We start from the raw sequence: 26,069 nt of genomic DNA, 5'->3' as shown, positions 1-26,069 counted from the left end.
GCGTAGAGTCCGGAGCATGAAGCTGGCGTTCTCCACTCTCGGCGTCCCCGGTCTCCCCGTCCCCGAGGTGCTCCGCCTCGCGACCGCGCACGGCTATCACGGCGTAGAGCTGCGCGCGCACCCTGAGGAGGCGGTACATCCCGGCATCGACGCCGCCCGACGGGCCGACGTGGTGGCCGAGTTCAAGGCGGCCGGGGTGGAGGTCCTGGGTCTCGCCGGGTACGCGCGCGTGGCCGCGCCGGGCGACGACGAGCCGGTGCTGGCGGAGATCCGCGGTCTCCTGGACCTCGCCCGCGACCTGGGCGCCCCGTTCATCCGCGTCTTCCCCGGCGCGAGCCCCGAGCAGTCGACCGCCGAGGCCGACGCGATGGCGGCGCGGCGCCTGGGCACGGCGGCGGAGTACGCGGCGGACGCCGACGTACGCGTCCTCCTGGAGACCCACGATTCGCACCGCACCGGAGCCGACGCGATCCGCGTCCTCGGCCCGGTCGGCCATCGCAATGTCGGCTCGCTCTGGGACGTCATGCACACCTGGCTGGGCGGCGAGCAGCCCTCGGAGACCTACGCGGCGCTCTCCCCGTTCCTCGGATACGTCCAGGTCAAGGACATCGCCTCGCCCGACGACACCACCCCGCTCCCGCTCGGCGCGGGCGTACTGCCCCTCGCCGAGTGCGTCGAGGTCCTCTCCCGCCACGGCTGGGACGGCTGGCTGTGCTGGGAGTACGAGAAGCGCTGGTACGAGGGGGCCGCACCGCTTCCCGAGCTGCTGGGCGCGGGCCGCGAGCACCTGGCCCGGCTCCTGAACGAGAGTGCGTGACTAATTCGGTGGCTCAGGGACCGGGAGCCGGTTAGCGTCCCCGGGTGCATCAGCCCACTCCGCTCCCGGTCCCCCTCTCATGAGCCTGTCCGACGTGCTCCTCGACGTCCGGCCGCTGCGCACCTCCCCCGTCTTCCGGCGGCTGCTGTTCGGGCGCACGGTGTCCACACTCGGCACCTTCATGACCATGGTCACCGTCATGTACCAGGTCTGGGACACGACGCACAGCGCGTTCTGGAGCGGCGCGGTCGGCATCGCGCAGGCGGTGCCGATGGTCGCCGTCAGTCTGTTCGCGGGCGCCTGGGCCGACCGCGTCGACCGCCGCCGTATGTATCTCACCGGCACCGTCGGCTCGGCGGTCTGCTCCCTGCTGCTGACCGTGCAGGGCTTCGCCGGACACGCGCCGGTACCCGTGGTGCTCGTGCTGGTGGCGGCCCAGACGTCCTTCGCCGCGCTCGGCGCCCCCGCGGCGGGTGTGTTCGTGCCCCGGCTGCTGCCCAAGGAGCAGGTGGCCGCCGGTCTCGCCCTCCAGCAGGTCACCGGCCAGGCGATGATGCTGGTCGGCCCCGCCGTCGCCGGTGTCGTCCTCGGCTGGTGGGGCATCGGCGTCTGCTACCTGCTGGACACCCTGAGCTTCGCCCTGTCGTTCTACGGCGCCTACGGCCTGCCCGCGCTGCCACCCGAGGGCGACAGGTCCCGGCCCGGCGTCCACGGCGTCCTGGACGGGCTGCGCTTTCTGACCGGCCACCGCGCGGTGCGCGGCGCGCTGCTGACGGACCTCGCCGCCTGTCTCCTGGCGATGCCCACGTCGTTGTTCCCCCTGGTCAACGAGGAACGCTTCGGCGGTGACCCACGCACCCTCGGCCTGTTCCTGTCGGCGCTGGCCGTGGGCGGGGTCACCGCGACGGCCTTCTCCGGCCCGGTGACCCGGCTGGCCCGCCCCGGCCCGGTGATGCTGTGCGCGTCCGCGGGGTGGGGCGCGGCCCTCTTCCTCTTCGGCCTGACGACCAGCGCCTGGGTGGGCCTGGGGCTGCTGGCCCTGGCAGGCGCGGCGGACGCCCTCGCCGTCCTCTCCCGTACGACCATCGTCCAGACCCTCACCCCCGACGCCCTCCTCGGCCGTGTCACCGCCGCCGAGACGATCGTCGGCCAGGCGGGACCCCACCTGGGCAATCTGCGCGGCGGCCTGGTCGCGGGCTGGTCCTCGGGCGCGACGGCGCTGATCTCCGGCGGGCTGATGTGTCTGGCGGCGGTGACGGCGGTGGGCGTCACGACGCCGGAACTGCGGCGGACGGGCGCGGCCGGTACGGCTACCGCTCCGGCCGGACCGTGAACTCGGCTCCCGGGTCCAGGCACCACTCCAGTACGGAGGGCCAGGGACCGTAACCGGCGTCCAGGTCGAGGTGGCCGGCGCCGGGGAGGAGGGTGGTGGGGATGGCGAGAGGGGCGCCGTAGACCGCCTGCGCGCCTCCCTCGCAGTACGGGTCGTCGTCGCCGGCGACGAGGACGGTCGGACCGGGGAGGGTGAGGTCCAGCGAGGGCGGGGCGAACCCGGCGACCTCGGGGTACCGCGCGAGGACGGAGGGGGAGGGCGGGCCGACGAGCAGGACGCGGTCCACGTCGCCCGGCTTCGCGATCCCGCGGGCGACGGCGTGCAGCCACAGCAGGACGGAGGCGCTGTGGGCGACGACGACGTCCGGGGCGTCCTCAGCGAGGTGGCGGGCGAGTTCGCCGAGCCACACCTCCAGGTCCGGGTCGTCCGGGTCGGGCAGCTGCGGATACGCCACCTGGTGACCGAGCTCGCCGAGACGGTCGGCGAGCCAGTGCTGCCAGTGGTCCTTGGGCCGGTGGTTCTGCCAGCCGTGGAGGATGAGGTAGGCGGTCATGGCATCGATGGTTTCCGAACCCGCCCCAAGGGTCCAGTTAACCTTTCTCGATGGAACAGGTAAGCGAGACCTTCACAGTCGACCTGCGCCGTCTGACCGTCCTGCGTGAACTCCAGCGCCGGGGCAGTCTGGCGAGAACGGCGGAGGCCCTGCACCTGACCCCGTCGGCGGTCTCGCAGCAGCTCTCGGCGCTGGCCCGCGAGGTCGGGGCACCCCTGACGGAACGGGACGGCCGAGGGGTACGGCTCACCGGACAGGCCCGCGTCCTGCTGGCCCACGCCGACGAGATCGCCGCCCAACTGGAGCGGGCCCGGGCCGACTTGGCGGCGTACGGGAGCGGCGGCCGCGGCTCGGTGACCATCGGCTGCTTCTCCAGCGGCATCCTGGGCCTGCTGCCGGGAGTGCTCCGAGGACTGGCCGAACACCTCCCCCACGTCCGCGTCGACGTCGTGGAGGCGGAACCGCCGGACCTGTTCACGGCCCTGGACGCCGGCCAGGTGGACGTGGCCGTCGCGGTGGACTTCGCGGCGACCCCGCCCCACACGGACCGCCGCTACAGCCGGTCGGACCTGCTGACGGACGTGATGGACATCGTGGTCCCGGCGGATCACCGGCTGGCGGGACGCGGGCGGGTTCCGCTGCGGGAGCTGGCCGGCGAGACCTGGATCGCGGGGGACGCCCGCAGCTGCGTGGGCGCGATCGCCCGCGCCGTCTGCGCGACGTCGGGCTTCACCCCGGACATCCGGCACGCCGTGAACGACTGGGGCGCGCTGGCGGCCCTGGTGGAGGCGGGAGCGGGCGTGGCCCTGATCCCCCGCCTGGTCCACCCCCTGTACGCGAACCGCGCACTGGCGGTACTGACCCCGGAGGGCACGCCTCCCTCGCGGAACATCTTCGCGGCGGTCCGCACGGGCGCGGACGCGGACCCGGTCCTGGAGACGGTGAGGGGGCACCTGGTCCGGGAGGCGCGGCGATTGGCGGACGTGTCCCGGCTCCAGCGGTAGAAGCGCAGGTGGCCAGGGCCCGGCGTAGAACAGCTCTGCCGATCACCCGACCCCGGGAGCGAACCTCGCCACTCGCCGCTCCAGGCGCTTCCGGCGCTCCGGCCATTCGTCCGCCGTGATCGAGAAGATCGCCGAGTCCCTCAGCTGGTTGTCCTCGCCCGGGGCCCAGGAGCGGGACCAGTTGCGCAGGACGCCCTCGAAGTGGGCGCCGACGCTTTCGATCGCCGCTCGGGACCGGGCGTTCCGGGCGTCCGTCTTCAGGTCCACTCTCGAGACGTTCCACACCTCGAAGGCGTGGCGGAAGAGGAGGAGCTTGGCCTCGGCGTTGACGCCGGTGCCCTGGGCGGAGCGGGCCAGCCAGGTGAAGCCGATCTCGATCGCGTCCAGGGTGTCGTCCGAGAGCCAGCCGCGGGGCTCCCAGTAGGACGTCGCGCCCACCACCCGCCCCGTCGCCCTGGAGATCTGGGCGTACGGTGCCAGACGGCCGGTCGCGGCCCGGGCGAGTTGCGCGTCGACGTAGTCCGCCACCTCGTCGGCCCTCGGCACCCAGGTGAACTCGTACGTGCCCCGGTCCTCCTCCGCCGCCACCGCCAACCCGGTCACATGCGTGTGCGAGAGCGGCTCCAGGCGCACCAGGTCACCCTCCAGCACCGGCCCTTCAAGCTTGAACGCCATCCCCCAGCCGACCCTTCAACTCCGCGAACACCTCGTGGAAACCGGGGAAAGTCTTGCGTACGCACCCCGGGTCGTCGAACGAAATACCCGGCACGCGCAACCCCGTGACCGCGAAGGACATGACGATGCGGTGGTCGCCGTACGAAGTGATCTCCGCGCCCTCACCGCGCACACCCGGCTGCACTTCGATCCAGTCCGGACCCGTCGTCACCGCCACCCCGAGCTGTCGCAGGTTCTGCGCGCACGCCTCCAGGCGGTCGCACTCCTTGACCCGGGTGTTCGCCACGTCCTCGATACGGACCGGGCCGTCCGCGAAGGGCGCGATCGCCGCAAGCGTCGGCATCGTGTCCGAGATGTCCCGCATGTTGACGGTCAGGCCGCGCAGTACGCCCGTCCCCCGGACCGTCGTGCCCGACGCGCCGACCGACACCTGCGCGCCCATCCGCCGCAGTACGTCGACGAAACCCAGGTCGCCCTGGAGCGCGCCGGTCCCCAGGCCCGGGACCGTCACCTCGGCGCCCGGGGTCACCGCCGCCGCTGCGAAGAAGTAGCCGGCCGTGGAGGCGTCCGGTTCGATCGCGTACGTCGTCGCGCGGTAGCCGCCCGGCGGGACCACGAAGACGTCCCCCTCTCGGTCCACCCGCACCCCGAAGGCCCGCATCATCGCGATCGTGATCTCCACGTACGGCACCGAGACCAGGTCCGTCACCCGGATCCGCAGGCCCTTGCGGGTCAGCGGGCCGAGGAGCAGCAGTGCGGTCAGGTACTGCGAGGACTGACCCGCGTCCAGCACCACCTCGCCGCCCTCGACCCCGGCCGCCCGTACCGTCAGCGGGTGGTGCCCCTCGGCCTGCTCGTGCCGCAGGTCCACGCCCAGGTCGCGCAGGGCACGGGTCAGGGGCAGCAGTGGCCTGCGCCGCATCTGCTCCGAGGCGTCGAAGCGGTACGTCCCGTGCCCCGCCGCCGCCAGTGTCGGCAGGAAGCGTGCCGTCGTCGCGCCGTCCCGGCAGTACACGTCCGCCTCCGGCACCGCGGGCCCCTGCGGCCGCCCGTCGACCCGCCACGCGTCCGGCGCCCGCCCCACCCGGTACCCGAGCCCCGTCAGCCCCTCCACGAAGCCCTCCGTGTCATCCGACCTCAGCGGCCGCACGAGCGTGGTGACTCCGTCGGCCGCCGCCGCCAGAAAGAGCGCGCGGGCGGTGATGGACTTCGAACCGGGAATGTCGACTACGGGCATACCCTCATGATCGACCGACACCCCCCACCGACGCCGGGCCGTCCACAAGATGGACCACCCACGACGCCCGCCGCCTCCGGACGAGACGCACCACACCGACGCAACGCCCCCGAGCCGGACGCACCACACCGACGCAACGCCCCCGAGCCGGACGCACCACACCGACGCAACGCCCCCGAGCCGGACGCACCACACCGACGCAACGCCTCCAGACGGGACGCGCCCACACCGGCGCACGGCATCCGGGCAGGAGACGCACCCGCTCGGCGCACCGCCCCCAGACGCAACGCACCCACACCGACGCGCCGCCAGGCGGAATGGCACCGCACCGACGCCACCGCCCCTGGACGGGCCGCACCCACACCGGCGCACCGCCCCTGGACGGGCCGCACCCACACCGGCGCACCACCCCCGGACGGGACGCGCCCACACCGGCGCACGGCATCCGGGCAGGAGACGCACCCGCTCGGCGCACCGCCCCCAGGCGGGACGCACCCACACCGGCACACCGCGCCCCCAGGCGGGACGCACCCACACCGGCACACCGCGCCCCCAGGCGGGGCACCGCCCGCGCTCGCGCAACGGCGAGCAGGGGACGTACCGGGGGGTGTCCGCCCGCAGCGTCGGGCGACCGACCAACGGCATAGCCCCAGAGAACAGCACCGCCCGACCGAGGACGGACACCCCCCGGTGCGGCACCGACCCCCGACGGCGAATAGTGCGCAACGCGAACCCCCACCGGACCGCGACGGGCCGCCGCAGGCATCCCCCCAGGCACCCCAAAGCCACGGACCGCCCGCAGCCCCCCTGCGACCCCCCACGCACCCCGCAGCCATGGACCGCCAGCAGCCCCCTACGACCCCCCACCCACTCGCAACACCTCGGCCGCCGGAGGCCCCCCAGCCGCCCCCGACCCCCCAACCACCCGCGACCCCCGGAACGTCACAGACGCCAACGCCACCCCACCCACCAACAGCGCCGCCGCACACCAGCGCAGCCCGCTCACCCCCTCCCCGAGGAACACCGCCGCCGACGACATGCCGAACACAGGGACCAGCAGCGAGAAGGGCGCGACCGTAGACGCCGGGTGGCGGCGGAGCAGCCAGCCCCATGCGCCGAAGCCGAAGACCGTCGTGATCCACGCGACGTAGACGACCGTGCCGGCGCCCTGCCAGTCCAGGGCGCGCAGGGCGTCGTAGTCCGCGCGCGGCCCCTCCAGCAGCAGCGAGAGGAGCAGCAGCGGCAGTACCGGCACCGTGCTCACCCACACCATGAAGTTCAGCGCGTCCGGTGGTGCCGCCTTACGGGTCAGGACGTTCGAGACGCCCCAGCACGCCGCCGCCGCGATGCAGAGCGCGAACGCGCCGAGCGGGCCGGAGGTGCCCTCGTCCACGGCTGCCACCCCGATGCCGGCCAACGCCACCAGCATGCCCGCCAGCCGCAGCCGAGTGGGCCGTTCGCCCAGCACTGCGAAGGCGATGGCCGCCGTGAACACCGCCTGGATCTGGAGCACCAGCGAGGACAGCCCCGCCGGCATCCCCGCGTCCATCCCCACGAACAGCAGCCCGAACTTCGCCACCCCCAGCACCAGCCCCACCGCCACGATCCACTTCCACGCCACCTTCGGCGGGCCCACGAGGAACACCGCCGGCAGCGCCGCCACCAGGAAGCGCAGAGCCGAGAAGAGCAGCGGCGGGAAGTGGTCGAGGCCGATCTCGATGACGGTGAAGTTGACACCCCATACGGCGGCGACGAGGACGGCGAGGGCGATGTGTGCGGGACGCATGCGTCGAGCATCACTTCCCGGGACCGTGAAGCACCAGCGATGATTGCTGCACGGTCGGATGTAGCAACCCTAATCAATGGCACCCCTGATCAATGGAGCGTCCCGTGCTCGATCTCCAGCGTCTCCGCGCCCTGCACGCCGTCTCCGTCCACGGCACGGTCGGTGCGGCCGCCGCCGCGCTCGGGTACACGCCCTCCGCCGTGTCCCAGCAGATCGCCAAGCTGGAGCGGGAGACCAGGACCGTACTGCTCGAACGGGAGGGGCGGGGGGTGCGGCTCACCGCCGAGGCGCTGCAACTCGTCGACACGGCACAGGAGTTGCTGGCGATCGTGGAGCGGGCCGAGACGGGTATCGAACAGCGCCGGAGCATCCCGGCGGGGCGGCTGACCGTGGCCGCCTTCGCCTCCGCGGCCCGTGGCCTGATGCCCGCCGTGCTCGCCGACCTCGCCGCCCGGCACCCCGCCCTCGACCTCCGGCTCTCCGAGATCGACCCGCATCTGTCCGTCGGACTGGTCGCCAAGGGGGCGCTGGACATGGCCGTCGTGCACGACTGGGACATCTCGCCGCTGCCCGTGCCGCCGGGGGTCGAGCAGGCGGCCATCGGGGAGGACCGGTGCACCCTGCTGGTCCCCGAGGGGCACCCCTTCGCCGAACGGAAGGCCGTCCGGCGTGAGGATCTCGGCGGGGAGCGGTGGGTGTGCCAGCCGCCGGGGCGGGTCTGTCACGAGTGGCTCGTACGGACCCTGCGCACCGCCGGGCACGAGCCGGAGATCATCCACCAGGCCGACGAGAACCCGACCCTGGTCGCCCTCGTCGCCGCCGGGCTCGGCATCTGCCTCATCCCCCGGCTCGGGCGGGGGCCGCTGCCGGGCGGGGTGGTGGAGGTGGAGCTCGATCCGACGCCGGTGCGGCGGCTGTACGCGCTGTGGCGGGCCGGTGCCGCGGGTCGGCCGTCGATCACCGAGACCGTACGCACTCTGCAGGAGCACTGGCCCGAAGTGGCGGCTCATCCGTCCCGTTGACCCCGGGCTCACCAACTTCCGGGATTCGGGGCCAACCCGGGAACCCCGCCCCACCCCCGCTCGTCCAACCCGCAAGCTGTCGGAGAGTCACCGCGGTGCGGTGTCGGCCTCGCTGCTGGCTGCGAACGCTGACTTACCCTCTCCGCCGTACTGCGGCCGGCAGCACGCCGCCATCGGCGCGCCCCCCTCCAACAGCGCCGATGGCGGCCCCTCATTGCCGGGCCCCGGGCCCACCCCGGGTTAGTGTGCACTCCCTTGACTGGCAGAAACTTCCCGGATATTGGTGACTCCTCGGAAGTTTCCTTCAGCGGATCACCTCCGGAAGGAGCGCACGTGCCCTCCAGACGTACCGTCCTCGCCGCCACCGCGGGAGTCGCCGCCACCCTCGCTGTCGGCGGGACCGCATACGCGGACGACAAGAAGCTCCGCTCCCTCGTCTCCCGTATGACCCTGGAAGAGAAGGTCGGCCAGCTCTTCGTGATGCGGGTCTACGGCCACTCCGCCACCGCCCCCGACCAGGCCGACATCGACGCCAACCTCAAGGAGATCGGCGTCCGCACGGCCGCCGAACTGATCGCCAAGTACCGCGTCGGCGGCATCATCTACTTCACCTGGGCGCACAACACCCGGGATCCGCACCAGATCGCCGACCTGTCCAACGGGATCCAGAAGGCCTCCCTCACCCTCCCCCGGGGCCTGCCCGTCCTCGTCTCCACCGACCAGGAGCACGGCATCGTCTGCCGGGTGGGCGAGCCCGCCACCCTCTTCCCGGGCGCGATGGCCATCGGTGCCGGTCGCTCCCACAAGGACGCCCGCACCCTCGGCCGTATCGCGGGGCGGGAGCTGAAAGCCCTGGGCATCCGGCAGAACTACTCCCCCGTCGCCGACGTCAACGTCAACGCGGCCAACCCCGTCATCGGCGTCCGCTCCTTCGGCGCCGACCCGGGCGCGGTGGCCGGGATGGTGGCCGCCGAGGTCGACGGGTACCAGCGGTCGCGGCAGGTCGCCGCCACCGCCAAGCACTTCCCCGGGCACGGGGACACCGCCGTCGACAGCCACTACGGCTTCCCTGTCATCACCCACACCCGCGCCCAGTGGGACAAGCTCGACGCTCCCCCGTTCCGCGCCGCGATCGCCGCCGGCATCGACTCGATCATGACCGCGCACATCATGGTCCCGGCCCTCGACGACTCCGGCGATCCGGCCACCCTCTCCCGGCCCATCCTGAACGGCATCCTGCGCGAGGAGCTCGGCTACGACGGCGTGATCGTCACCGACTCCCTCGGCATGGAGGGCGTCCGCACCAAGTACGGCGACGACCGCGTGCCCGTGCTCGCGCTGAAGGCGGGGGTGGACCAGCTCCTCAACCCGCCGAACCTGGACGTCGCCTGGAACGCCGTCCTGAAGGCCGTACGGGACGGGGAGCTGACCGAGGCGCGGCTCGACGAGTCGATCCTGCGGGTGCTGCGGCTGAAGGCGAAGCTGCGGCTGTTCGAGGCTCCGTACGTCAGCCAGACCGGCGTCACCCGGACCGTCGGCATCCCCGCGCACCTCGCGGAGGCCGACCGGATCGCCCAGCGGACGACGACCCTGCTGGTCAACAAGGGCAGGCTGCTGCCCCTGTCGCCGCGCAAGCTCCTCGTCGTCGGCGCCGACCCGGCCTCCCCGTCGGGTACGACGGGCCCGCCGACCGGCGTGCTCGCGGCCGCGTTCACCGAGCTCGGCTTCACGGCCACGGCCCTGTCGACCGGTACGGCGCCCTCGGCGGCCACCATCGCCAAGGCGGTCGCGGCGGCGCAGGATGTGGACGCGGTGGTCGTGGGGACGTACAACGTCTCGGCGACCAGCAGCCAGAAGACGCTGGTGGAACAGCTCGTCGCGACGGGCAGGCCGGTGGTCGCGATCGCGGTCCGCAACCCGTACGACGTGGCCCAGCTGCCCTCCGTACCGGCCGTCGTGGCCTCGTACTCCTGGACCGACGTCGAACTGCGGGCCGCCGCGCGGGTGATCGCGGGGAAGGCGGCACCGCGCGGGAGGCTGCCGGTGCCGGTGCAGAAGGCCGACGATCCGACCGTGGTGCTGTATCCGATCGGGTACGGCTTGTCGTATTAGACGTAGTGGGCGTACGCCACACACCCGGCGTACGCCCACCAAAGGGCGCAAAGCACCCCGCACGTCTGGCGTGTGCCCGCTGCGGCGGGTCACGCTGGGCGGAGGTATCCGGGGGGACTGCGATGCGTGAGAGATGTTCCGTGGGGGTGGTGTGCGCACTGCTGGCACTGCTCGCCGCCCTGTTGACGGGGTGCCAGAGCGCGTCGGACGGCGCCACCACCGACGGTGACAGCCGACTCAGCAACGAGGTCGCACCCACCCGGCCGTCGGGCTACGGGGCGGTCTTCCTCGCGGTCGACGAGTGCAGTTCCTTCGGGAAGACCAGCTTCACCGAGGTCTCGTGCACCAGCGAGCGGGCGGCGGCACGCGTCGTGGCGCGCTTCGACGGCACGGTCGGCGACGGTCCGCTGTGCCCGGGCACCACGGACTTCGTGCTCCACATCAGCGAACAGAGCCCGTCCTCCGACGAGGACGGCGACGGCGCGGTCCCGCAGGGCTACGCCTGTATGCGCAACCTCACCCCACCGCACCCCGGCGACCCGGGCGGCGGAGGCGGTCCGCGCACCATCGTCGGCGACTGCGTCTACAGCTCCGGCGACGGCCAGGTCCGCGAGACGCCCTGCGACGGCAAGAGCGGGAAGAAGCCGGAGTACGAGGTGACGAAGGCGGCCGCGAGCCGCGCGAAGTGCCCGGTGTCGACGGCGCTGTACGTACAGCTCCAGGGCGAGAAGCCGGTGGGCTGCGCCCGGCCGGTGTGACCGGTGGCCGGGCGCAGCACCTGCCTTACGGCCGCAGCGTGGGCTCGCGCTCCACGTCGCGGACGTCCAGCTTCTTGTCGAACTTCGCCAGTGGCTTCGCCTGCGCGACGGCCGAGGCCGGGACGCCGGCCCAGTCGAGGATGCGGGCGGTGGCGAAGGCCTTCTGGTCGGCGACCAGGCCTGCCACGTTGGCGCCGTGGTTCATGCCGGGGGCGGTGAGGACGTACGCGTCCTTCGCGCCCTTGTCGACCCGGAAGCGCTCCGAGCCCCACGGGTCGTTCTGGCCGTAGACATAGAGCATGTGGCGGGCGTTGTGGCGCACCCAGTTGTCCACGTCACGCATCGCGTACGGCTGGAACTTCGTCGGGATCTCGCGCGGGACGAAGTTGCGCGGCGGCTGGTAGCCGTAGCGGATGTACTTCTTCTCGATGTGCGGGAAGTGGATGTTCGGCGCACCGAGCTGCGTGGCCGCCTGGTAGAAGTACGGCGTGTACGGCTCCAGGCCCTGGTCCGTGTAGAACGAGAACCCGGAGATCGTGTCGATCGAGTTCCAGATCTGGTCGTCGGTCGCGGTCTTCGCGTCCGGCGGGATCAGCTCGTCCTCGGCGCAGTCGGCCGCCTGGGCGTACTGCCAGAAGCCCCAGACGTAGTCGAGGACGACCGCCTCGTACGCCTTGTCGAGGCTGCCGACGGTGCTGAAGGTGAAGCCCTCGGCGGCGGCGTACTCCGCGTACTTCTTCTCCAGCGGCTCGCGGCGCACGAGCGCCTCGCGCTGCACCGCGTTCAGACGGTCGCGGCACTGCTTGGTGTCGACGTTCGCGAAGAAGCGGTCGTAGGCCGAGTCCTCGTTGTTCACCACGTCGTTGGGGGCGACGTAGGCGACGACGCCGTCCATGTCCTTCGGGTAGAAGCGCTCGTAGTACGTGGCGGTCATGCCGCCCTTCGAGCCGCCCGTGGAGATCCACTTCTTGTCGTAGATCTTCTTGAGCGCCTTGAAGACACGGTGCTGGTCACTGGCGGCCTGCCAGATGTCCAGCTTGGTCCAGTCGGCCGGGTCGGGCCGGGACGGGGTGAAGAAGCGGTACTCGAGGGAGACCTGGTTGCCGTCCACGATCTGGGTCGGCTCGCGGCGGCTGGGCGTCGTGGAGACGTTGTAGCCGCCGGTGTAGAAGACCGTCGGGCGGGAGACGTCCTTGTGCAGCACGGTGATGCGCTGCTGGAACGTGCCCTTGGACGGGTGCCGGTGGTCGACCGGCTGCGTGAAGTTGAGGACGAAGAAGCGGTACCCCGTGTACGGCTTCTCCTCGATCAGGCTCACGCCCGGTATGGAGAGCAGTCTCTCCTTGATGTCGGTGGTGCCGGTGGCCGGCTCGGCGGCGGTGGCCGCCCCTGCCGTGCTCAACGTGCCTATGAGCACTGTGAGCGCCAGCAGCCATCTGAGCGCCTTGCGCATGCACCCTCCCCTGTGAGACAGATGTGCGAGCGGAAGCTATCGGAGCAACTCACTTGCGCACCAGGGGAGATAGGGAAAACCCTCGGATATTGGCGGGTTCGGAGGGGGATTTGTCGGAGGTCTACAGACGAACCCAGCCACCGGTCGAGTACGACCCGTTGCCGACCCGCCCCTTGATCCACACCTTGCGGCCGCCGACGTACGACTTCACCGGCCCGGCGCGCTTGGTGTAGACCCCCTCGTCGACGACGGCCTCGAAGCCGCGCGCCTGGAGGCTGACCATCATCGTGCGCGGGGAGCCGACCCGCTTGGGGACGGTGACGGCGCAGAGCGAGGTGCCGCTCTTGTAGACCTTCACATGCCCCGTGGAGAAGGTGTACGTCCGGATCTTGCGGCCCTCGCAGTGCGTGGCCGCGACGGCCTCCGCCGGCACCGCGACAGCGAGCATCCCCGAAGCGGTCAGCACGGCCAGACCGACGGCGACCCGCCGCCGTATCGCACCCATGGCCACTCTCGTCCCTCCCGTACCCCGGCGATGAGCGTACTGGTGTACGGACGCATGACGTATGTCGGATGGTTGCACGACCGTCACGAGTTCAGGCCACGCACCGCCGCCGGGGGCTCAGGCCACCGCGGGCGCGTCCTCCCCCACGAACGTCCGCCACAACTCCGCGTACCGCCCGCCCCTGGCCAGCAGTTCCTCGTGCGTGCCGTCCTCGGCGATCCGGCCGTGGTCCATCAGGACGACCCGGTCCGCGCGGGCCGCCGTGGTCAGACGGTGGGCCACCACGAGGGTGGTGCGGCGGCCCGCGAGGCGGTCCGTGGCCTGGTTGACCTGGGCCTCCGTGGCCAGGTCCAGGGCGGCTGTGGCCTCGTCGAGGAGCAGGATGTCGGGGTCGACCAGTTCGGCGCGGGCCAGGGCGATCAGCTGGCGCTGGCCGGCGGAGAGGTTGCGGCCGCGTTCGGCGACCTCGTGGAGATAGCCGCCGTCGAGGGTGGCGATCATCTCGTGGGCGCCGACCGCACGGGCCGCCGCCTCCACCTCGGCGTCGGTGGCGTCCGGGCGGCCGTAGGCGATGGCGTCCCGCACGGTGCCCTGGAAGAGGTACGCCTCCTGCGGGACGACACCGAGGCGGTGGCGGTACGACGTGAGGTCCAGCGTCCGCAGATCCGAGCCGTCGACCGTCACACGGCCGCCCGTCGGGTCGTAGAACCGCGCCACCAGCTTGACGAGGGTCGACTTGCCGGCGCCGGTCTCACCGACGAAGGCGACGGTCTGTCCGGCGGGGATGGTCAACTCGATGCCGGTGAGGGCCGCTTCGGGTCCGTCGGAGGACCCGTAGGCGAACCGCACGTCCTCGAAGGCGATCTCGCCCCGCAGGGACAGGACTTCGAGGGGTTCGTCGGCCGCCTTCGTGGACGTCGGCTCCTGGAGCAGCTCCTGGATACGGCCCAGCGAGACGGTCGCCTGCTGGTAGCCGTCGAAGACCTGCGAGAGCTGCTGCACCGGCGCGAAGAACAGGTCGATGTAGAGCAGATACGCCACCAGCGCACCGGTCGTCAGCGTCGCGTCGTCGATCCGCCCGGCGCCCGCGACCAGCACGCCCGCCGCGGCCACCGACGCCAGCAGCTGCACGAAGGGGAAGTAGATCGAGATCAGCCACTGACCCCGGATGCGCGCCTGCCGGTAGCTGTCGCTGCGCTCCGCGAACCGCGCCCCGCCGTCCCGCTCACGCCGGAAGGCCTGCACGATCCGCAGCCCGGACACCGACTCCTGGAGGTCGGCGTTGACCACCGACACCCGCTCCCGGGCCAGTTCGTACGCCTTCACGCTCGCCCGGCGGAAGAAGTACGTCGCGACGATGAGCGGCGGCAGCGTCGCGAACACGACCAGCGCGAGCTCCACATCGAGCACCAGCAGGGTGCCCATGATGCCGAAGAACGTGACGACCGAGACGAACGCCGTGACCAGGCCGGTCTGCAGGAAGGTCGAGAGCGCGTCGACGTCGGTGGTCATGCGGGTCATGATCCGGCCGGTCAACTCCCGCTCGTAGTAGTCGAGTCCGAGCCGCTGGAGCTGCGCGAAGATCTTCAGGCGGAGGGAGTACAGGACCCGCTCACCGGTACGTCCCGTCATCCGCGTCTCACCGACCTGCGCGACCCACTGCACGCCCACGGTGAGCAGACCGAGCAGCGCCGCCACCCACACCGCGCCGAGGGCGAGTTCACCGACGCCCGAGTCGATGCCGTGCCGGATCAGGATCGGGAGTGTGAGCCCCATCCCGGCGTCCACGGCGACCAGTCCGAGGCTGATGAGCAGCGGCAGTCCGAAGCCGCGCAGCAGTCTGCGCAGACCGTAGGACTCCTCCGGCGTGACCGCGCGGGCCTCGTCGATGGCGGGGGTGTCATGGGCCGGGGGCAGCGCCTCGACCTGGGCGAGGAGTTCCGGGGTGGCGGGCATGCCGTCGAGGGCGGTGTCCCGGGGGCCGCGCTCCCCCGCCCACAGCCGGGGCGTGATGCCGCGCTCGGCGTCGAACTCGGCGTCCAGCTCCTCCCGCAGGGAGGTGTCCTCGCAGGGCGCGGCGGGCTGCGCGTGACCGGGCGAGACGCCGCCGAGCTCGTCGGGGTCGGTGAGCAGGCGCCGGTAGAGCGCGGACCGCTTCTGGAGCTCCTCGTGGGTGCCGAGGTCGGCGAGGCGGCCGTCATCGAGGACGGCGATGCGGTCGGCGAGGTTCAGGGTGGAGCGGCGATGGGCGATGAGGAGGGTGGTGCGGCCCTCCATGACCTGCTTCAGCGCCTCGTGGATCTCGTGCTCGACCCGGGCGTCCACGGCGGAGGTGGCGTCGTCCAGGACGAGGAGCCTCGGGTCGGTGAGGATCGCCCGCGCGAGCGCGACGCGCTGGCGCTGGCCGCCGGAGAGGGTGAGGCCGTGCTCACCGACCGTGGTGTCGTAGCCCTCGGGGAGCTCGGCGATGAAACGGTCCGCCTGGGCGGCGCGCGCGGCCTGCTCGATCTGCTCCTGGGTCGCCTCGGGACGGCCGTACGCGATGTTGTTGCGGACCGTGTCCGAGAAGAGGAACGAGTCCTCGGGGACCAGTCCGATCGCGGCCCGCAGGGATTCCAGGCTCAGCTCGCGGACGTCGTGGCCGCCGACGAGGACGGCTCCGTGGGTGACGTCGTAGAAGCGCGGCAGGAGGAGGGAGACCGTCGACTTGCCGGAGCCGGAGGAGCCGACGACGGCGAGGGTCTCGCCGGGCCGGATCTCGAAGCTGAGGCCGCTGAGGACCGGGCGGCCGTCCTCGTATCCGAAGGAGACGTCGTCGAACTCGACCGTCGCTGGGGCGTCGGCGGGCAGCTCCTTGCCCCCGTCCTTCATCGACGGCTCGGTGTCGATCAGCTCCAGCACCCGCTCGGTGCCCGCGCGGGCCTGCTGGGCGACCGTGAGGACCATGGCGAGCATGCGGACCGGGCCGACCAGCTGGGCCAGGTAGGTGGAGAAGGCGACGAAGGTGCCGAGGGTGATGTGTCCGCGCACGGCCAGCCAGCCGCCGAGGGCGAGCATCGCGACCTGGCCGAGGGCGGGGACGGCCTGGAGGGCCGGGGTGTAGCGGGAGTTGAAGCGGATGGTGCGCAGCCGCCCCGCGAAGAGCCGGCGGCTGACCTCCCGGAGCTTCCCGGTCTCCTGATCCTCCTGCCCGAACCCCTTCACCACGCGCACACCGCCCACGGCCCCGTCGACCACGCCCGCGACGGCGGCGGCCTGGGCCTGGGCGTACCAGGTGGCGGGGTGCAGCTTGCTGCGGGAACGCCTCGCGATCCAGGCGAGCGCGGGGGCCACGGCGAGCGCGACCAGGGTGAGCGGCAGGGACAGCCAGGCCATGACGATCAGGGAGACCAGGAAGAGGGCGAAGTTCCCGATGGTCATCGGGAGCATGAAGAGCAGGCCCTGGATCAGCTGGAGGTCGCTGGTGGCCCGGCCGACGACCTGCCCGGTGGACAGCTCGTCCTGGCGGCGGCCGTCGAGGCGGGTGATCGTGCCGTACATCTCGGTCCGCAGGTCGTGCTGGACGTCGAGGGCGAGGCGGCCGCCGTAGTAGCGGCGGACGTAGGTGAGGACGTAGACGACGACGGCGGAGCCGATGAGGAGGCCCGCCCAGGGGGCCATGTCCCGGCTGTGGTCGCCGATGACGTCGTCGATGATCACCTTGGTGATCAGCGGGACCAGCGCCATCACGGCCATGCCGACGAGCGAGGAGCCGAGGGCGAGGACGACGTCCTTCGGATACCGCCAGGCGTATCCGGCCAGTCGTCGTGCCCAGCCCCGTTGCACGCTCACGCGGGTGCCCTCCATCGGTCTGTCTACGGTCCTGATCTTCCGGAAGGCACCAACGCGAAAAGAACCGGATTTCATCCCTCCGCAACAAACGGCTGAGTACGACTCTGAGTAGGACAGCTCTGCCGTACGCCCCTCCCGGGCCGCTTTGATCAACGGCATGAAGTCGAAGATCGTGGTCCCCGCCCTCTCTGTCGCCTTGGTGGCCCTGTTCGCGCTGGCCGCCAAGGGGTGCGAGACGATGCAGGGCGGGCCCGTCCACAGCACCGACGAGTTCCGCGAGCACGTCCGGGCCACGACCCGGGCCGGCGAGGACGTCTTCCACGCACTGTCCCCGGCACCGTCCGGCCGGCCGTGGGCCTCGCAGGAGGGCAGCTCGTCCTGCGTGGACGACTTCGGCTTCGACGAGACGGGCGTCGCCCGGGACGAGCCGGCCTTCACCTGGGACCTGGACTTCGCGAGCGACGCGGACTTCCGGAAGGCGGTGGCGTCCCTCCGGACCGCCTGGCGCGAGGACGGCCGGACGGTCGAGGAGATCGAGAACGGCATCGCGACGACCGTCGACGACGGCATCCGGGTCACGCTCCACCTGGGGTACTACGACGGTGAGCCGGAGCTGCGCACGGAGGGCTCGTGCATGCGCTATCGGGACGAGTACGACTACATGTACGACGACAACGGGGACGGAACGGTCGACGAGTACGAACGGCCGGCCTGAGCCCGCCGTCCGTGTCGGTGTCGGTGTCGGTGTCGGTGTCGGTGTCGCTACAGCCGTATCCGCAGGTAGTAGAACCGCGTCGTCTGCACCGCGTTCTGGTTGTCGTCGCTCACCAGCAGCACCTTCCAGGCCCCCTTGCTCCGGCCCGTCACCACCATGCCCTCGATGTTGTCGAGGAGCGGGTTGGGCTGGGGCTGCTTGGCGGTGGCGCCCAGGGTCGGGCAGGCGGCGATGTCGGCGAGCAGGGTCTTCTTGATCAGGCGTACGCCGGACTGACCCGTGAGGTTCTCGACGCCGCTCGTGTCCGTGGCGTGCCGGGGGTCGGCCAGGTAGAGGCGGACCGTGTTGCCGACGCCGGAGGTGAAGCCGCGTTCCAGGACGAGGAGGCGACCGTCGGGGAGGGCCTGGACCTCGGGGACGCCGAGGCCGGTGTCGGACGGGTAGGCGTACTGTTCCGCGAGTTTCCAGCTCTTCGCGTGCCGTTCCCATGTCTGGAAGCGCACCGCGCCCGAGGTGTCACCGGAGAGCGCGTACTCCATCGACGCGAGCAGCGTGCGGCCGCCCCGCGTCCGGGTCAGCCCCTCGAAGGTGCCGTTGGAGACGGCCCGCCCGGCGGGGGCGACCTGGAGCGCGGCCGGGACGGGCAGGCGGTCCAGAATCTTCCCGTCGGCGCTGTACCGGCGTATGGACGGCTCGGTCTCCGAGGTGATCAGACGGGTGCCGTCGCGGTCGATCACCAGGCCCTCGGAGTCGAGCGCCGCCCCGTTCTCGTCGGCGAGCGGGGCGACCGACTTCGGCGCGAGGGTCTTCGCGTCCAGCGTGAACAGCGCCGACCGGTCGGAGAGCGCGGCGAGCGAGCCGTCCCGGTCCACCGCGAGGGCGGAGAGGTTGCCGACGAAGGTGCCCTGGTACGTCGTCTTGTCGAGCGCGTCGGAGAAGCGGTCGAGGGAGACGGACGGCGAACAGGCGTGGTCCGAGAGGGCGTTGCCCGGCTGAGCGGCGGCGGGCCCGGCGGCGGACACACAGGTGGCCGCCGCCAGGCCGGCGGTGAAGGTCGCGAGTACGGTTCTCATGCGCATGCGCGTCACCGTAGGACCGGTGGGTGACGGGCGGGAGTCCGGAAGGCGTCAGGACGCGGCGAGGTCCTTGTGAATGACCTTCGCGACACCCTGGATGGTCGTGATGCCGTAGTTCATGGTGCTGTTGCCGTGTGTGAGCACCGTCATCACGTAGTCGTGACCGCCGCCCTTGAAGGTGCCGACGCTGTGCACCCGCCAGCCGTGCGTGGAACGCTGCAACCAGCCGTTCTTGACGTGCACGAGGACGTCGGAGGGAGCGCCGTAGGGGGTGCCCCAGCGCTGGGAGGAGATCACGTCGCCCATCAGCTTGCGGACGTACCAGCGCGAGTCGTCGGTGAGGACCGCGTTCTTGGCCGTGAGCAGCTTCATCAGCTTCTGCTCGTCGGTGACGGTGATCTGGGTCAGACCCCAGTAGCCGTCGGCGCCGGGCTTGGTCTGGGTCATGCCCGCCTTGGCGAGGAAACCCTTCACCTTGGTCAGGCCCAGCTGCTTCCACAGGGTGGACGTGGCGGTGTTGTCCGACTTGGTGATCATGGCCGTGGCGAGGGACTTCTCCCGGCTGGTGAGGGCCCGGCCGGTCTTCTGCGCGTCCCACAGCAGGGTGGCCAGGACGGTGACCTTGACGACGCTCGCGGAGTCGTAGGCCGTCGAGGAGCGGAGTGTGCAGGTGGTCTTCGTGGTGCGGTCGTAGAGGCCCACCGCGATCGTGCCCTTGCGGTTGGCGAGCGCCGAAGTGATGTCCTTCTTCAGCTTGGTGGCGAGGCCGGCCGTGTCGGACGTACAGCTGACGGTCGGCGTGGCCGCCGCGGCAGGCGTGGCGGCGGCGACGCAGGCGAGGAGTGCGCCCCCCGCCACCCATCTCGCGCGTCTGGATATCCCCTGTGTCATGCCCTGTTGACTCATGAGTTCGAGGGAAAGGTTGTACGGGTTGGCGAAGGGATGTGCGAGTCGTTACTTCCTCCTTTGCGAATTCACAGGAAAGCGCCAGGTATGGCACAGCGCGCACTCACCCGGGGTTTGGACCATGCCCGGGTGACATCTGCCACCGATCCACACCCCCACACCGACACCGAGTCCGGCGCGTCCGCCGGGCCAGCCGCATCCGCCGACCGGCCACCGCCGGCCCCACCCGCGGCGACCCCGGACAAGGCACCGCGCTGGTCGCTCCCCGCGCTGCTGGCGATCCTGGTCCTGGCGGCGGTCCTGTACTCCTGGAACCTGTCCGGATCCAGCCTCAACAGCTTCTACAGCGCGGCCGTGCTGAGCGGTACGCAGAGCTGGAAGGCGTGGTTCTTCGGATCCCTGGACGCGGGCAACTTCCTCACCGTCGACAAGCCGCCGTTCGCGCTGATGGTCATGGGACTGTCGTGCCGCCTCTTCGGCTTCGGCACCTGGCAGATGATGCTGCCGATGATCCTGACCGCCCTCGGGACGATCTGGATCGTGCACGCGTCCGTGAAGCGCGTGTGGGGCCATGTCGCGGCGACGGTCGCCGCGCTGGTGCTCGCCCTCACCCCGATCACGGTCGCCATCAACCGGGACAACAACCCCGACACCCTGCTGGTGTTCCTGATGGCGGCGGGCGCGGCCCTCGCGCTGCGCGCCACGCGTGACGGCAAGCTGCTGCCCCTGCTCGGCTCGGCGGCCTGCTTCGGCCTCGCCTTCAACACCAAGATGCTCCAGGGCTACATCCCGCTGCCGATCGTCTTCGCGGTCTATCTCTACGCCGCCAAGCCGAAGCTGGTGAAGCGGATCGTCAACCTGCTGCTCGCGGGCCTGGTCCTCGCCGTCTCCAGCTTCTGGTGGGCGGCCGCGGTCTCCCTGGTCCCGGCCGACGACCGCCCCTACATCGGCGGTTCGACGGACGGCAGCGCCTGGAACCTGATCATGGGCTACAACGGCCTGGGCCGGATCTTCGGCGGCGAGGGCAACGGCGGAGGCGGCGGAGGTGGAGGCGGCGGCTTCTCCGGTACGGCGGGACTCGGCCGGCTCTTCAACGACGTCCTCGGCGGCCAGATCTCCTGGCTGATCCCCTTCGCGGCGATCGCCCTGATCGGCGGCCTGGTCCTGTGCGGCCGCGCCCCGCGCACCGACATGACCCGTGCCGCGCTGGTGATGTGGGGCGGCTGGACCGGCCTGCACTACCTGACCTTCGCCATGGCCGAGGGCACCATGCACCCGTACTACACGACCGCGCTCGCCCCGGGCATCGCGGCCCTGTGCGGAGGCGGCGGTGTGATGCTGCTGCGCGCCTTCCGCGCCGACAGGCGCTGGGCGTGGGTGCTGCCGCTCGGCCTCGCGGTCACGGCGATCTGGGCGGCGGTGCTGCTGCGCCGCGCCTCCGGCTGGAACACGTGGCTGTGGCCGACGATCCTCGTCGTCATGGCGCTGGCGATCGTGGGCCTGCTGCTCTTCCGGTCCGGCGGCAGCGGCAACAAGGCACGTCTGCTGGCGGCCTCCCTCGCCGCGGCGGTCATCGCCTCGGTGGCCGGTCCGGCCGCGTACGCCTGGTCGGTGCCGTCCGGTTCGGGCGGCGGCATGGGCGGTACGAACCCGACGGCCGGGCCCTCCACGGGCAGCGGCGGCTTCGGCGGGGGCGGGGGCGGCCGGGGCGGCATGCCCGGCGGCGGCACCGCTGGTGGGCCTGGCGGCACCCAGCAGGGCGGCCAGAACGGCCAGGCCGGCGGTCAGGCCGAGGGCGGTTTCCCGGGCGGTGGCCAGAACGGTGAGGCTCCCGGCGGCGGCCAGATGATGCCCGGCGGCGGCAACGGCGAGCTCCCGAGCGGCGGCCAGGCGGGCGGGGGTACGCCCCCCGGCGGCACCGGCGAGAACGGCACTTCGGGCGACACCCAGAGCGGCCGGAGCGGTCCCGGCGGCGGCATGGGCGGCGGCGGTATGGGCGGCGGCGCGAGCAGCGAGCTCATCTCGTACCTGAAGAAGCACCAGGACGGCGCGACCTGGCTGCTGGCGGTGTCCAGTTCGCAGAGTGCCGCGCAGCTCATCATGAGCAGCGGTGAGCCGGTCATCTCGATGTGGGGCTGGTCCGGCTCCGACCAGGCGATGACCCTGGCCAGGCTGAAGGAGCTGGTGAAGGCGGGCAAGCTGCACTACATCCAGCTCGGCAGCGGCGGCATGGGGGGCGGCCCCGGCGGGGGTTCCAGCCTCAGCACCGAGGTCACCGAGTGGGTGCAGAAGAACGGCACGGCGGTGAAGGAGAGCGAATACAGCTCGAATTCGACGTCGGGCACGACCGGTTCGTCCAGCTCTTCGGATTCGTCCGACTCGTCGAACTCGTCGAACACCGCGACCATCTACCGCCTGGACGCGTCTGACGTCGGCTGACACCCCGACCCCTCAACGGCCCCCGACCGAAAGGTCGGGGGCCGTTTTGGTATGTCAACTCGCGTAGATGAGGGGCGATATGCCGTTTCCAGTCACGTGATCGACATCTACAGGCCATTTACAGGAACGCATGTCCATGTCACGCTCCCGATTGCCCGCTCCAATCAACACGCGTAGAACGGACAGCCCCCGATGCCCGTGAGTCCCATACGCACGCGCCGCTGGAAGTCCATGGCGCTCACCGTCTCAGCCGTACTCGTCGGCCTCACCGCTCCCACACTGGCCGCGACCCCGGCGGCGGCCACCACGACGGCGTACGACGCGACCTACTACAAGAACGCGATCGGCAAGACCGGTACGAGCCTGAAGTCCTCGCTGCACACGATCATCAGCAGCCAGTCGAAGATCTCGTACTCCGCGGTCTGGGACGCGCTCAAGGTCACCGACCAGGACCCGAACAACACCAGCAACGTGCTCCTGCTGTACAGCGGCGTCTCGCGCAGCAAGTCCCTCAACGGCGGTGACGTCGGCGACTGGAACCGCGAGCACACCTGGGCCAAGTCCCACGGCGACTTCGGCGAGGCGATCGGCCCCGGCACCGACCTGCACCACCTGCGCGCCTGCGACGTCCAGGTCAACAGCATCCGCGGCAACCTGGACTTCGACAACGGCGGCAGCTCCGTCACCAACGGCGGCGGCAGCACCGTCGACTCCGACTCCTTCGCGCCGCGCGCCGCGGACCGGGGCGACGTGGCCCGCATCATCCTCTACATGGCCGTCCGCTACGAGGGTGACGACGGCTGGCCCGACCTGGAGCCCAACGAGAAGGTGGCCAACGGCAGCAACCCGTACATGGGCAAGCTCGCCGTCCTGAAGGCCTGGAACGAGGCGGACCCGCCGAGCGCCTTCGAGGAACGGCGCAACCAGGTCATCTACGACACCTACCAGCACAACCGCAACCCGTTCATCGACCACCCGGAGTGGGTCGAGGCGATCTGGTAGCACCTCGGTCGCCGGACCGTACGCCCGTACCGCCGGGGCCCCACACCCGCGGTACGGGTCGCCGCCCCTGTGGCCCACCTAGTCCGCCAGGCGGTCGCGGGGGCGGCGGTGGTACGTCAACTCCCCCGGCGCGTCAGCTCTTCCGGCGCGTCAGCTCTTCCGGCGCGTCAGCTTTCCAGGTGCGTCGCCGCGAACATCCGCAGCACCGCCGGAAGCACGACCACCGACGGCCCCGGCTCCCCCAGCGCCTTCGCCAGGTCCGCCTCCAGCGTCTCCGGCGTGGTCCGCACCCCCGGCACCCCGAACGACTCGGCCAGCGCCACATAGTCCGGTCGCGTCAGCTCGGTCGCCGTCGCCTCGCCGAACGCGTCCGTCATGTACTCGCGCAGGATGCCGTAGCCGCCGTCGTCGACGATCAGCCACGTCACGTTCAGGTCGTACTGCCGTGCCGTCGCCAGCTCGGCGATCGAGTACAGCGCCCCTCCGTCGCCGGAGACCGCCAGCACCGGCCGCGTCGGATCCGCGACCGCCCCTCCCAGCGCCGCCGGGAAGCCGTAGCCGAGGCCGCCGGCGCCCTGGGCGGAGTGCAGGTGGTTGGGGCCCTTGGCGTCGAAGGCCGACCAGGCCCAGTACGCGAGGATGGTCATGTCCCAGAACGACGGGGAGTCGGCGGGCAGCGCCCTGCGGACGGCGGCCAACACGTCCTGTTCCAGGGTGAGTTCCTGGCACCCGATCCGCTCGGCGACCTTCGCGAGCACCTCGCGCACCCGCTCCGGGGCCTTGGCGTCCTCCCGCACGGACACCGTCTCCAGCAACGCCTGCAACGCCAGGCGCGCATCCGCGTGGATGCCCAGCGCCGGGTGGTTGGACTCCAGCTTGCCGAGGTCCGCCTCGATCTGGACGACCCGGCCGCGCGGCTTGAACGTGTGGTAGTTCGAGGAGAGTTCACCGAGCCCGGAGCCGACGACCAGGAGGACGTCCGCGTCCTCCAGGAAGTCGGTCGTGTGCCGGTCCTCGATCCAGGACTGGAGCGACAGCGGGTGCTTCCACGGGAACGCGCCCTTGCCGCCGGGAGTGGTGACCACGGGCGCCTGCAACATCTCGGCCAGCCGCTTCAGCTTGCCGGACGCGTCCGCCCGTACGACTCCACCGCCCGCGATGATCGCCGGACGCTCGGCGCGGGACAGCAGGTCGGCCGCCACAGCCGTCAGTTCGGGGCGCGGCGGGAGCTCCTCGGGGAAGGCGTCGCCGCCCGTCACCACCGGGATCGACGTCTCGGCCAGCAGCACGTCCTGCGGGATCTCCACCCACACCGGGCCGTGCGGGGCGGTCAGCGCCGACTTCCAGGCCGCCTCGATCGCGGAGGGGATCTGGGACTGGGTGCGCACGGTGTGGACCGACTTGACCACACCCCGGAACGAGGCGGACTGGTCGGGGAGTTCGTGGAGGTAGCCGTGGCGGCCGCCGCCCAGCCCCGCGGAGGGGATCTGGCTGCTGATCGCCAGCACGGGCGCGGAGGCGGCCGCGGCCTCCTGGAGCGCGGCCAGGGACGTCAGCGCCCCCGGCCCCGTCGACAGCAGCAGCGGTGCCGCCTCACCGGTGATCCGGCCGTACGCGTCCGCCGCGAACCCGGCGTTGTTCTCCACCCGCAGACCGATGTACCTCAGGTCGGAGCGCCGGAGCGCGTCGAACATGCCCAGCGCGTGCTGGCCGGGCAGTCCGAACACGGTCGTCGTGCCGAGCGCGGCGAGCGTCTCCACGACCAGGTCTCCGCCGTTGCGGCCGGGAGGAGGGTTGAGAGCAGCGGACGTCTGCGCCTCCGTCGGGCGGAGCACCAGGTCGTGGTCGTGAGTCACTTCGCTTCCGAGTCCTTCCGGGACGCTGCGATCTGCCGGGACATGATCGTGGTCAGTTCGTACGCCGTGTGGGACGCGGCCACCGACGTGATCTCCGCGTGATCGTACGCGGGGGCCACCTCGACGACGTCCGCCGAGACCAGGTTGCAGGACGCGAGTCCGCGCAGGATCTCCAGGAGCTCGCGGGAGGTCATGCCGCCGGCCTCGGGCGTGCCGGTGCCGGGCGCGTGGGCCGGGTCCAGGCAGTCGATGTCGATGGAGATGTAGAGGGGACGGTCGCCGATGCGCTGACGCAGCTGGTCGGCGATCTCGTCCACCCCGCGCCTCATGACGTCCGCGGAGGTCACGATGCCGAAGCCGAGCTTCTCGTCGTCGGTGAGGTCCTGCTTGCCGTACAGCGGACCGCGGGTACCGACGTGGGAGAGGGCCTCGGTGTCGAGGATCCCCTCCTCCACCGCGCGGCGGAACGGCGTCCCGTGCGTGTACTCGGCGCCGAAGTAGGTGTCCCAGGTGTCGAGGTGCGCGTCGAAGTGCAGCAGCGCCACCGGACCGTGCTTCCTGGCGACCGAGCGCAGCAGCGGCAGCGCGATGGTGTGGTCGCCGCCCAGGGTCATGAGCCGCGCGCCGGTGCCGAGGAGATCGTCGGCGGCGGCCTCGATCGTCTCGACGGCCTCGTGGATGTCGAACGGGTTCACCGCGATGTCGCCGCCGTCCGCCACCTGCGCCAGCGCGAAGGGGGACGCGTCCTGCGCCGGGTTGTAGGGCCGCAGCAGCCGGGACGCCTCGCGGATCGCGTTGCCGCCGAAGCGGGCGCCCGGCCGGTAGGAGACACCCGAGTCGAACGGCACGCCCACGACGGCGACATCGGCGCGGCCGACCTCGTCGAGGCGGGGCAGCCGGGCGAAGGTCGCGGGTCCGGCGTACCGCGGGATGCGGGAGGAGTCGACGGGGCCGCGGGGCGTCTCGTTGCTGCTCATGAGGTACTGCCT

The 26,069-nt window shown here is 71.5% G+C and carries 20 protein-coding genes; 9 read left to right on the top strand and 11 right to left on the bottom strand.

Annotated features, from left to right (window positions below):
• Nucleotides 1–16: 16 nt before the first annotated feature.
• Together ACWD3I_RS01490 and ACWD3I_RS01485 are read left to right on the top strand one after the other, a co-directional pair.
• A complete protein-coding gene (locus ACWD3I_RS01490) occupies nt 17–817 on the top strand; it encodes a sugar phosphate isomerase/epimerase family protein (RefSeq protein ID WP_365413057.1) in 801 nt (266 codons plus the stop codon).
• A gap of 79 nt (nt 818–896) precedes the next feature.
• The gene (locus ACWD3I_RS01485) at nt 897–2,150 is read left to right on the top strand and encodes an MFS transporter (RefSeq protein WP_365413059.1); all 1,254 of its coding nucleotides are present in this window, start codon (nt 897–899) and stop codon (nt 2,148–2,150) included.
• Here the strand turns inward: ACWD3I_RS01485 and ACWD3I_RS01480 are convergent.
• Nucleotides 2,128–2,703: an RBBP9/YdeN family alpha/beta hydrolase gene (locus tag ACWD3I_RS01480; protein ID WP_365413061.1), complete on the bottom strand. Its 576-nt coding sequence runs from the start codon at nt 2,701–2,703 to the stop codon at nt 2,128–2,130. The genes ACWD3I_RS01485 and ACWD3I_RS01480 overlap by 23 nt on opposite strands.
• Nucleotides 2,704–2,753: 50 nt before the next feature.
• On the opposite strand from ACWD3I_RS01480, the gene ACWD3I_RS01475 reads away from it, so the two are divergent.
• Entirely contained in the window at nt 2,754–3,707 is a 954-nt protein-coding gene (locus ACWD3I_RS01475) for a LysR family transcriptional regulator (protein WP_365413064.1), read from the top strand.
• Nucleotides 3,708–3,749: 42 nt separating this feature from the next.
• Here the strand turns inward: ACWD3I_RS01475 and ACWD3I_RS01470 are convergent, their stop codons facing one another.
• The 3 genes from ACWD3I_RS01470 to ACWD3I_RS01460 form a co-directional block, all read right to left on the bottom strand.
• Entirely contained in the window at nt 3,750–4,382 is a 633-nt protein-coding gene (locus tag ACWD3I_RS01470) for a GNAT family N-acetyltransferase (RefSeq protein WP_365413066.1), read from the bottom strand.
• Nucleotides 4,366–5,619 (bottom strand): 3-phosphoshikimate 1-carboxyvinyltransferase, encoded by a 1,254-nt coding sequence (aroA, locus tag ACWD3I_RS01465; protein ID WP_365413068.1) that lies wholly within the window; start codon nt 5,617–5,619, stop codon nt 4,366–4,368. The genes ACWD3I_RS01470 and aroA overlap by 17 nt, the downstream gene beginning before the upstream one ends.
• Nucleotides 5,620–6,472: 853 nt before the next feature.
• Nucleotides 6,473–7,405, bottom strand: coding sequence for an EamA family transporter (locus ACWD3I_RS01460; protein WP_365400480.1), 933 nt, complete (start codon nt 7,403–7,405; stop codon nt 6,473–6,475).
• Nucleotides 7,406–7,509: 104 nt separating this feature from the next.
• Between ACWD3I_RS01460 and ACWD3I_RS01455 the strand changes: the two genes are divergently transcribed.
• The 3 genes from ACWD3I_RS01455 to ACWD3I_RS01445 all read left to right on the top strand — a co-directional run bounded on the left by ACWD3I_RS01455 (nt 7,510) and on the right by ACWD3I_RS01445 (nt 11,297).
• On the top strand, nt 7,510–8,427 hold the full coding sequence (locus ACWD3I_RS01455; RefSeq protein WP_365400477.1) for a LysR family transcriptional regulator: 918 nt from the start codon (nt 7,510–7,512) through the stop codon (nt 8,425–8,427).
• 333 nt (nt 8,428–8,760) lie between these two features.
• The gene (locus ACWD3I_RS01450) at nt 8,761–10,539 is read left to right on the top strand and encodes a glycoside hydrolase family 3 protein (RefSeq protein ID WP_365400474.1); all 1,779 of its coding nucleotides are present in this window, start codon (nt 8,761–8,763) and stop codon (nt 10,537–10,539) included.
• A gap of 122 nt (nt 10,540–10,661) precedes the next feature.
• Nucleotides 10,662–11,297, top strand: a complete 636-nt coding sequence (locus ACWD3I_RS01445) for a hypothetical protein (RefSeq protein WP_365400471.1) — start codon at nt 10,662–10,664, stop codon at nt 11,295–11,297.
• Between the two features lie 25 nt (nt 11,298–11,322).
• Here the strand turns inward: ACWD3I_RS01445 and ACWD3I_RS01440 are convergent, their stop codons facing one another.
• The 3 genes from ACWD3I_RS01440 to ACWD3I_RS01430 form a co-directional block, all read right to left on the bottom strand.
• The gene (locus ACWD3I_RS01440) at nt 11,323–12,750 is read right to left on the bottom strand and encodes a S28 family serine protease (RefSeq protein ID WP_365400468.1); all 1,428 of its coding nucleotides are present in this window, start codon (nt 12,748–12,750) and stop codon (nt 11,323–11,325) included.
• A gap of 121 nt (nt 12,751–12,871) precedes the next feature.
• The gene (locus tag ACWD3I_RS01435; protein ID WP_451084005.1) at nt 12,872–13,255 is read right to left on the bottom strand and encodes a hypothetical protein; all 384 of its coding nucleotides are present in this window, start codon (nt 13,253–13,255) and stop codon (nt 12,872–12,874) included.
• A gap of 117 nt (nt 13,256–13,372) precedes the next feature.
• Nucleotides 13,373–17,101 (bottom strand): ABC transporter ATP-binding protein, encoded by a 3,729-nt coding sequence (locus ACWD3I_RS01430; protein WP_451084004.1) that lies wholly within the window; start codon nt 17,099–17,101, stop codon nt 13,373–13,375.
• A gap of 142 nt (nt 17,102–17,243) precedes the next feature.
• On the opposite strand from ACWD3I_RS01430, the gene ACWD3I_RS01425 reads away from it, so the two are divergent.
• Complete coding sequence (locus ACWD3I_RS01425) at nt 17,244–17,801, top strand: hypothetical protein (RefSeq protein ID WP_365400459.1); 558 nt, start codon at nt 17,244–17,246, stop codon at nt 17,799–17,801.
• Between the two features lie 47 nt (nt 17,802–17,848).
• Here ACWD3I_RS01425 and ACWD3I_RS01420 read toward each other — a convergent pair whose 3' ends face one another.
• Together ACWD3I_RS01420 and ACWD3I_RS01415 are read right to left on the bottom strand one after the other, a co-directional pair.
• On the bottom strand, nt 17,849–18,880 hold the full coding sequence (locus ACWD3I_RS01420) for an esterase-like activity of phytase family protein (protein ID WP_365400456.1): 1,032 nt from the start codon (nt 18,878–18,880) through the stop codon (nt 17,849–17,851).
• 48 nt (nt 18,881–18,928) lie between these two features.
• Nucleotides 18,929–19,768: a serine hydrolase gene (locus tag ACWD3I_RS01415; RefSeq protein ID WP_365400453.1), complete on the bottom strand. Its 840-nt coding sequence runs from the start codon at nt 19,766–19,768 to the stop codon at nt 18,929–18,931.
• 144 nt (nt 19,769–19,912) lie between these two features.
• Between ACWD3I_RS01415 and ACWD3I_RS01410 the strand changes: the two genes are divergently transcribed.
• On the top strand, nt 19,913–22,222 hold the full coding sequence (locus tag ACWD3I_RS01410) for a mannosyltransferase YkcB-related protein (protein WP_365400451.1): 2,310 nt from the start codon (nt 19,913–19,915) through the stop codon (nt 22,220–22,222).
• 231 nt (nt 22,223–22,453) lie between these two features.
• Entirely contained in the window at nt 22,454–23,224 is a 771-nt protein-coding gene (locus ACWD3I_RS01405; protein ID WP_451084021.1) for an endonuclease I family protein, read from the top strand.
• A 167-nt stretch (nt 23,225–23,391) separates the two neighbouring features.
• Here ACWD3I_RS01405 and ACWD3I_RS01400 read toward each other — a convergent pair whose 3' ends face one another.
• On the bottom strand, nt 23,392–25,080 hold the full coding sequence (locus tag ACWD3I_RS01400) for a thiamine pyrophosphate-binding protein (RefSeq protein ID WP_365400446.1): 1,689 nt from the start codon (nt 25,078–25,080) through the stop codon (nt 23,392–23,394).
• Nucleotides 25,077–26,057, bottom strand: a complete 981-nt coding sequence (gene speB, locus ACWD3I_RS01395; protein ID WP_365400443.1) for an agmatinase — start codon at nt 26,055–26,057, stop codon at nt 25,077–25,079. Before speB ends, ACWD3I_RS01400 begins: the two co-directional genes overlap by 4 nt.
• Between the last annotated feature and the right edge of the window lie 12 nt (nt 26,058–26,069).

Source organism: Streptomyces sp. NPDC002817, from assembly GCF_053592055.1.
The sequence above is the reverse complement of the archived record's forward strand: the minus strand, read 5'-3'. Positions and strand labels throughout refer to the sequence as shown.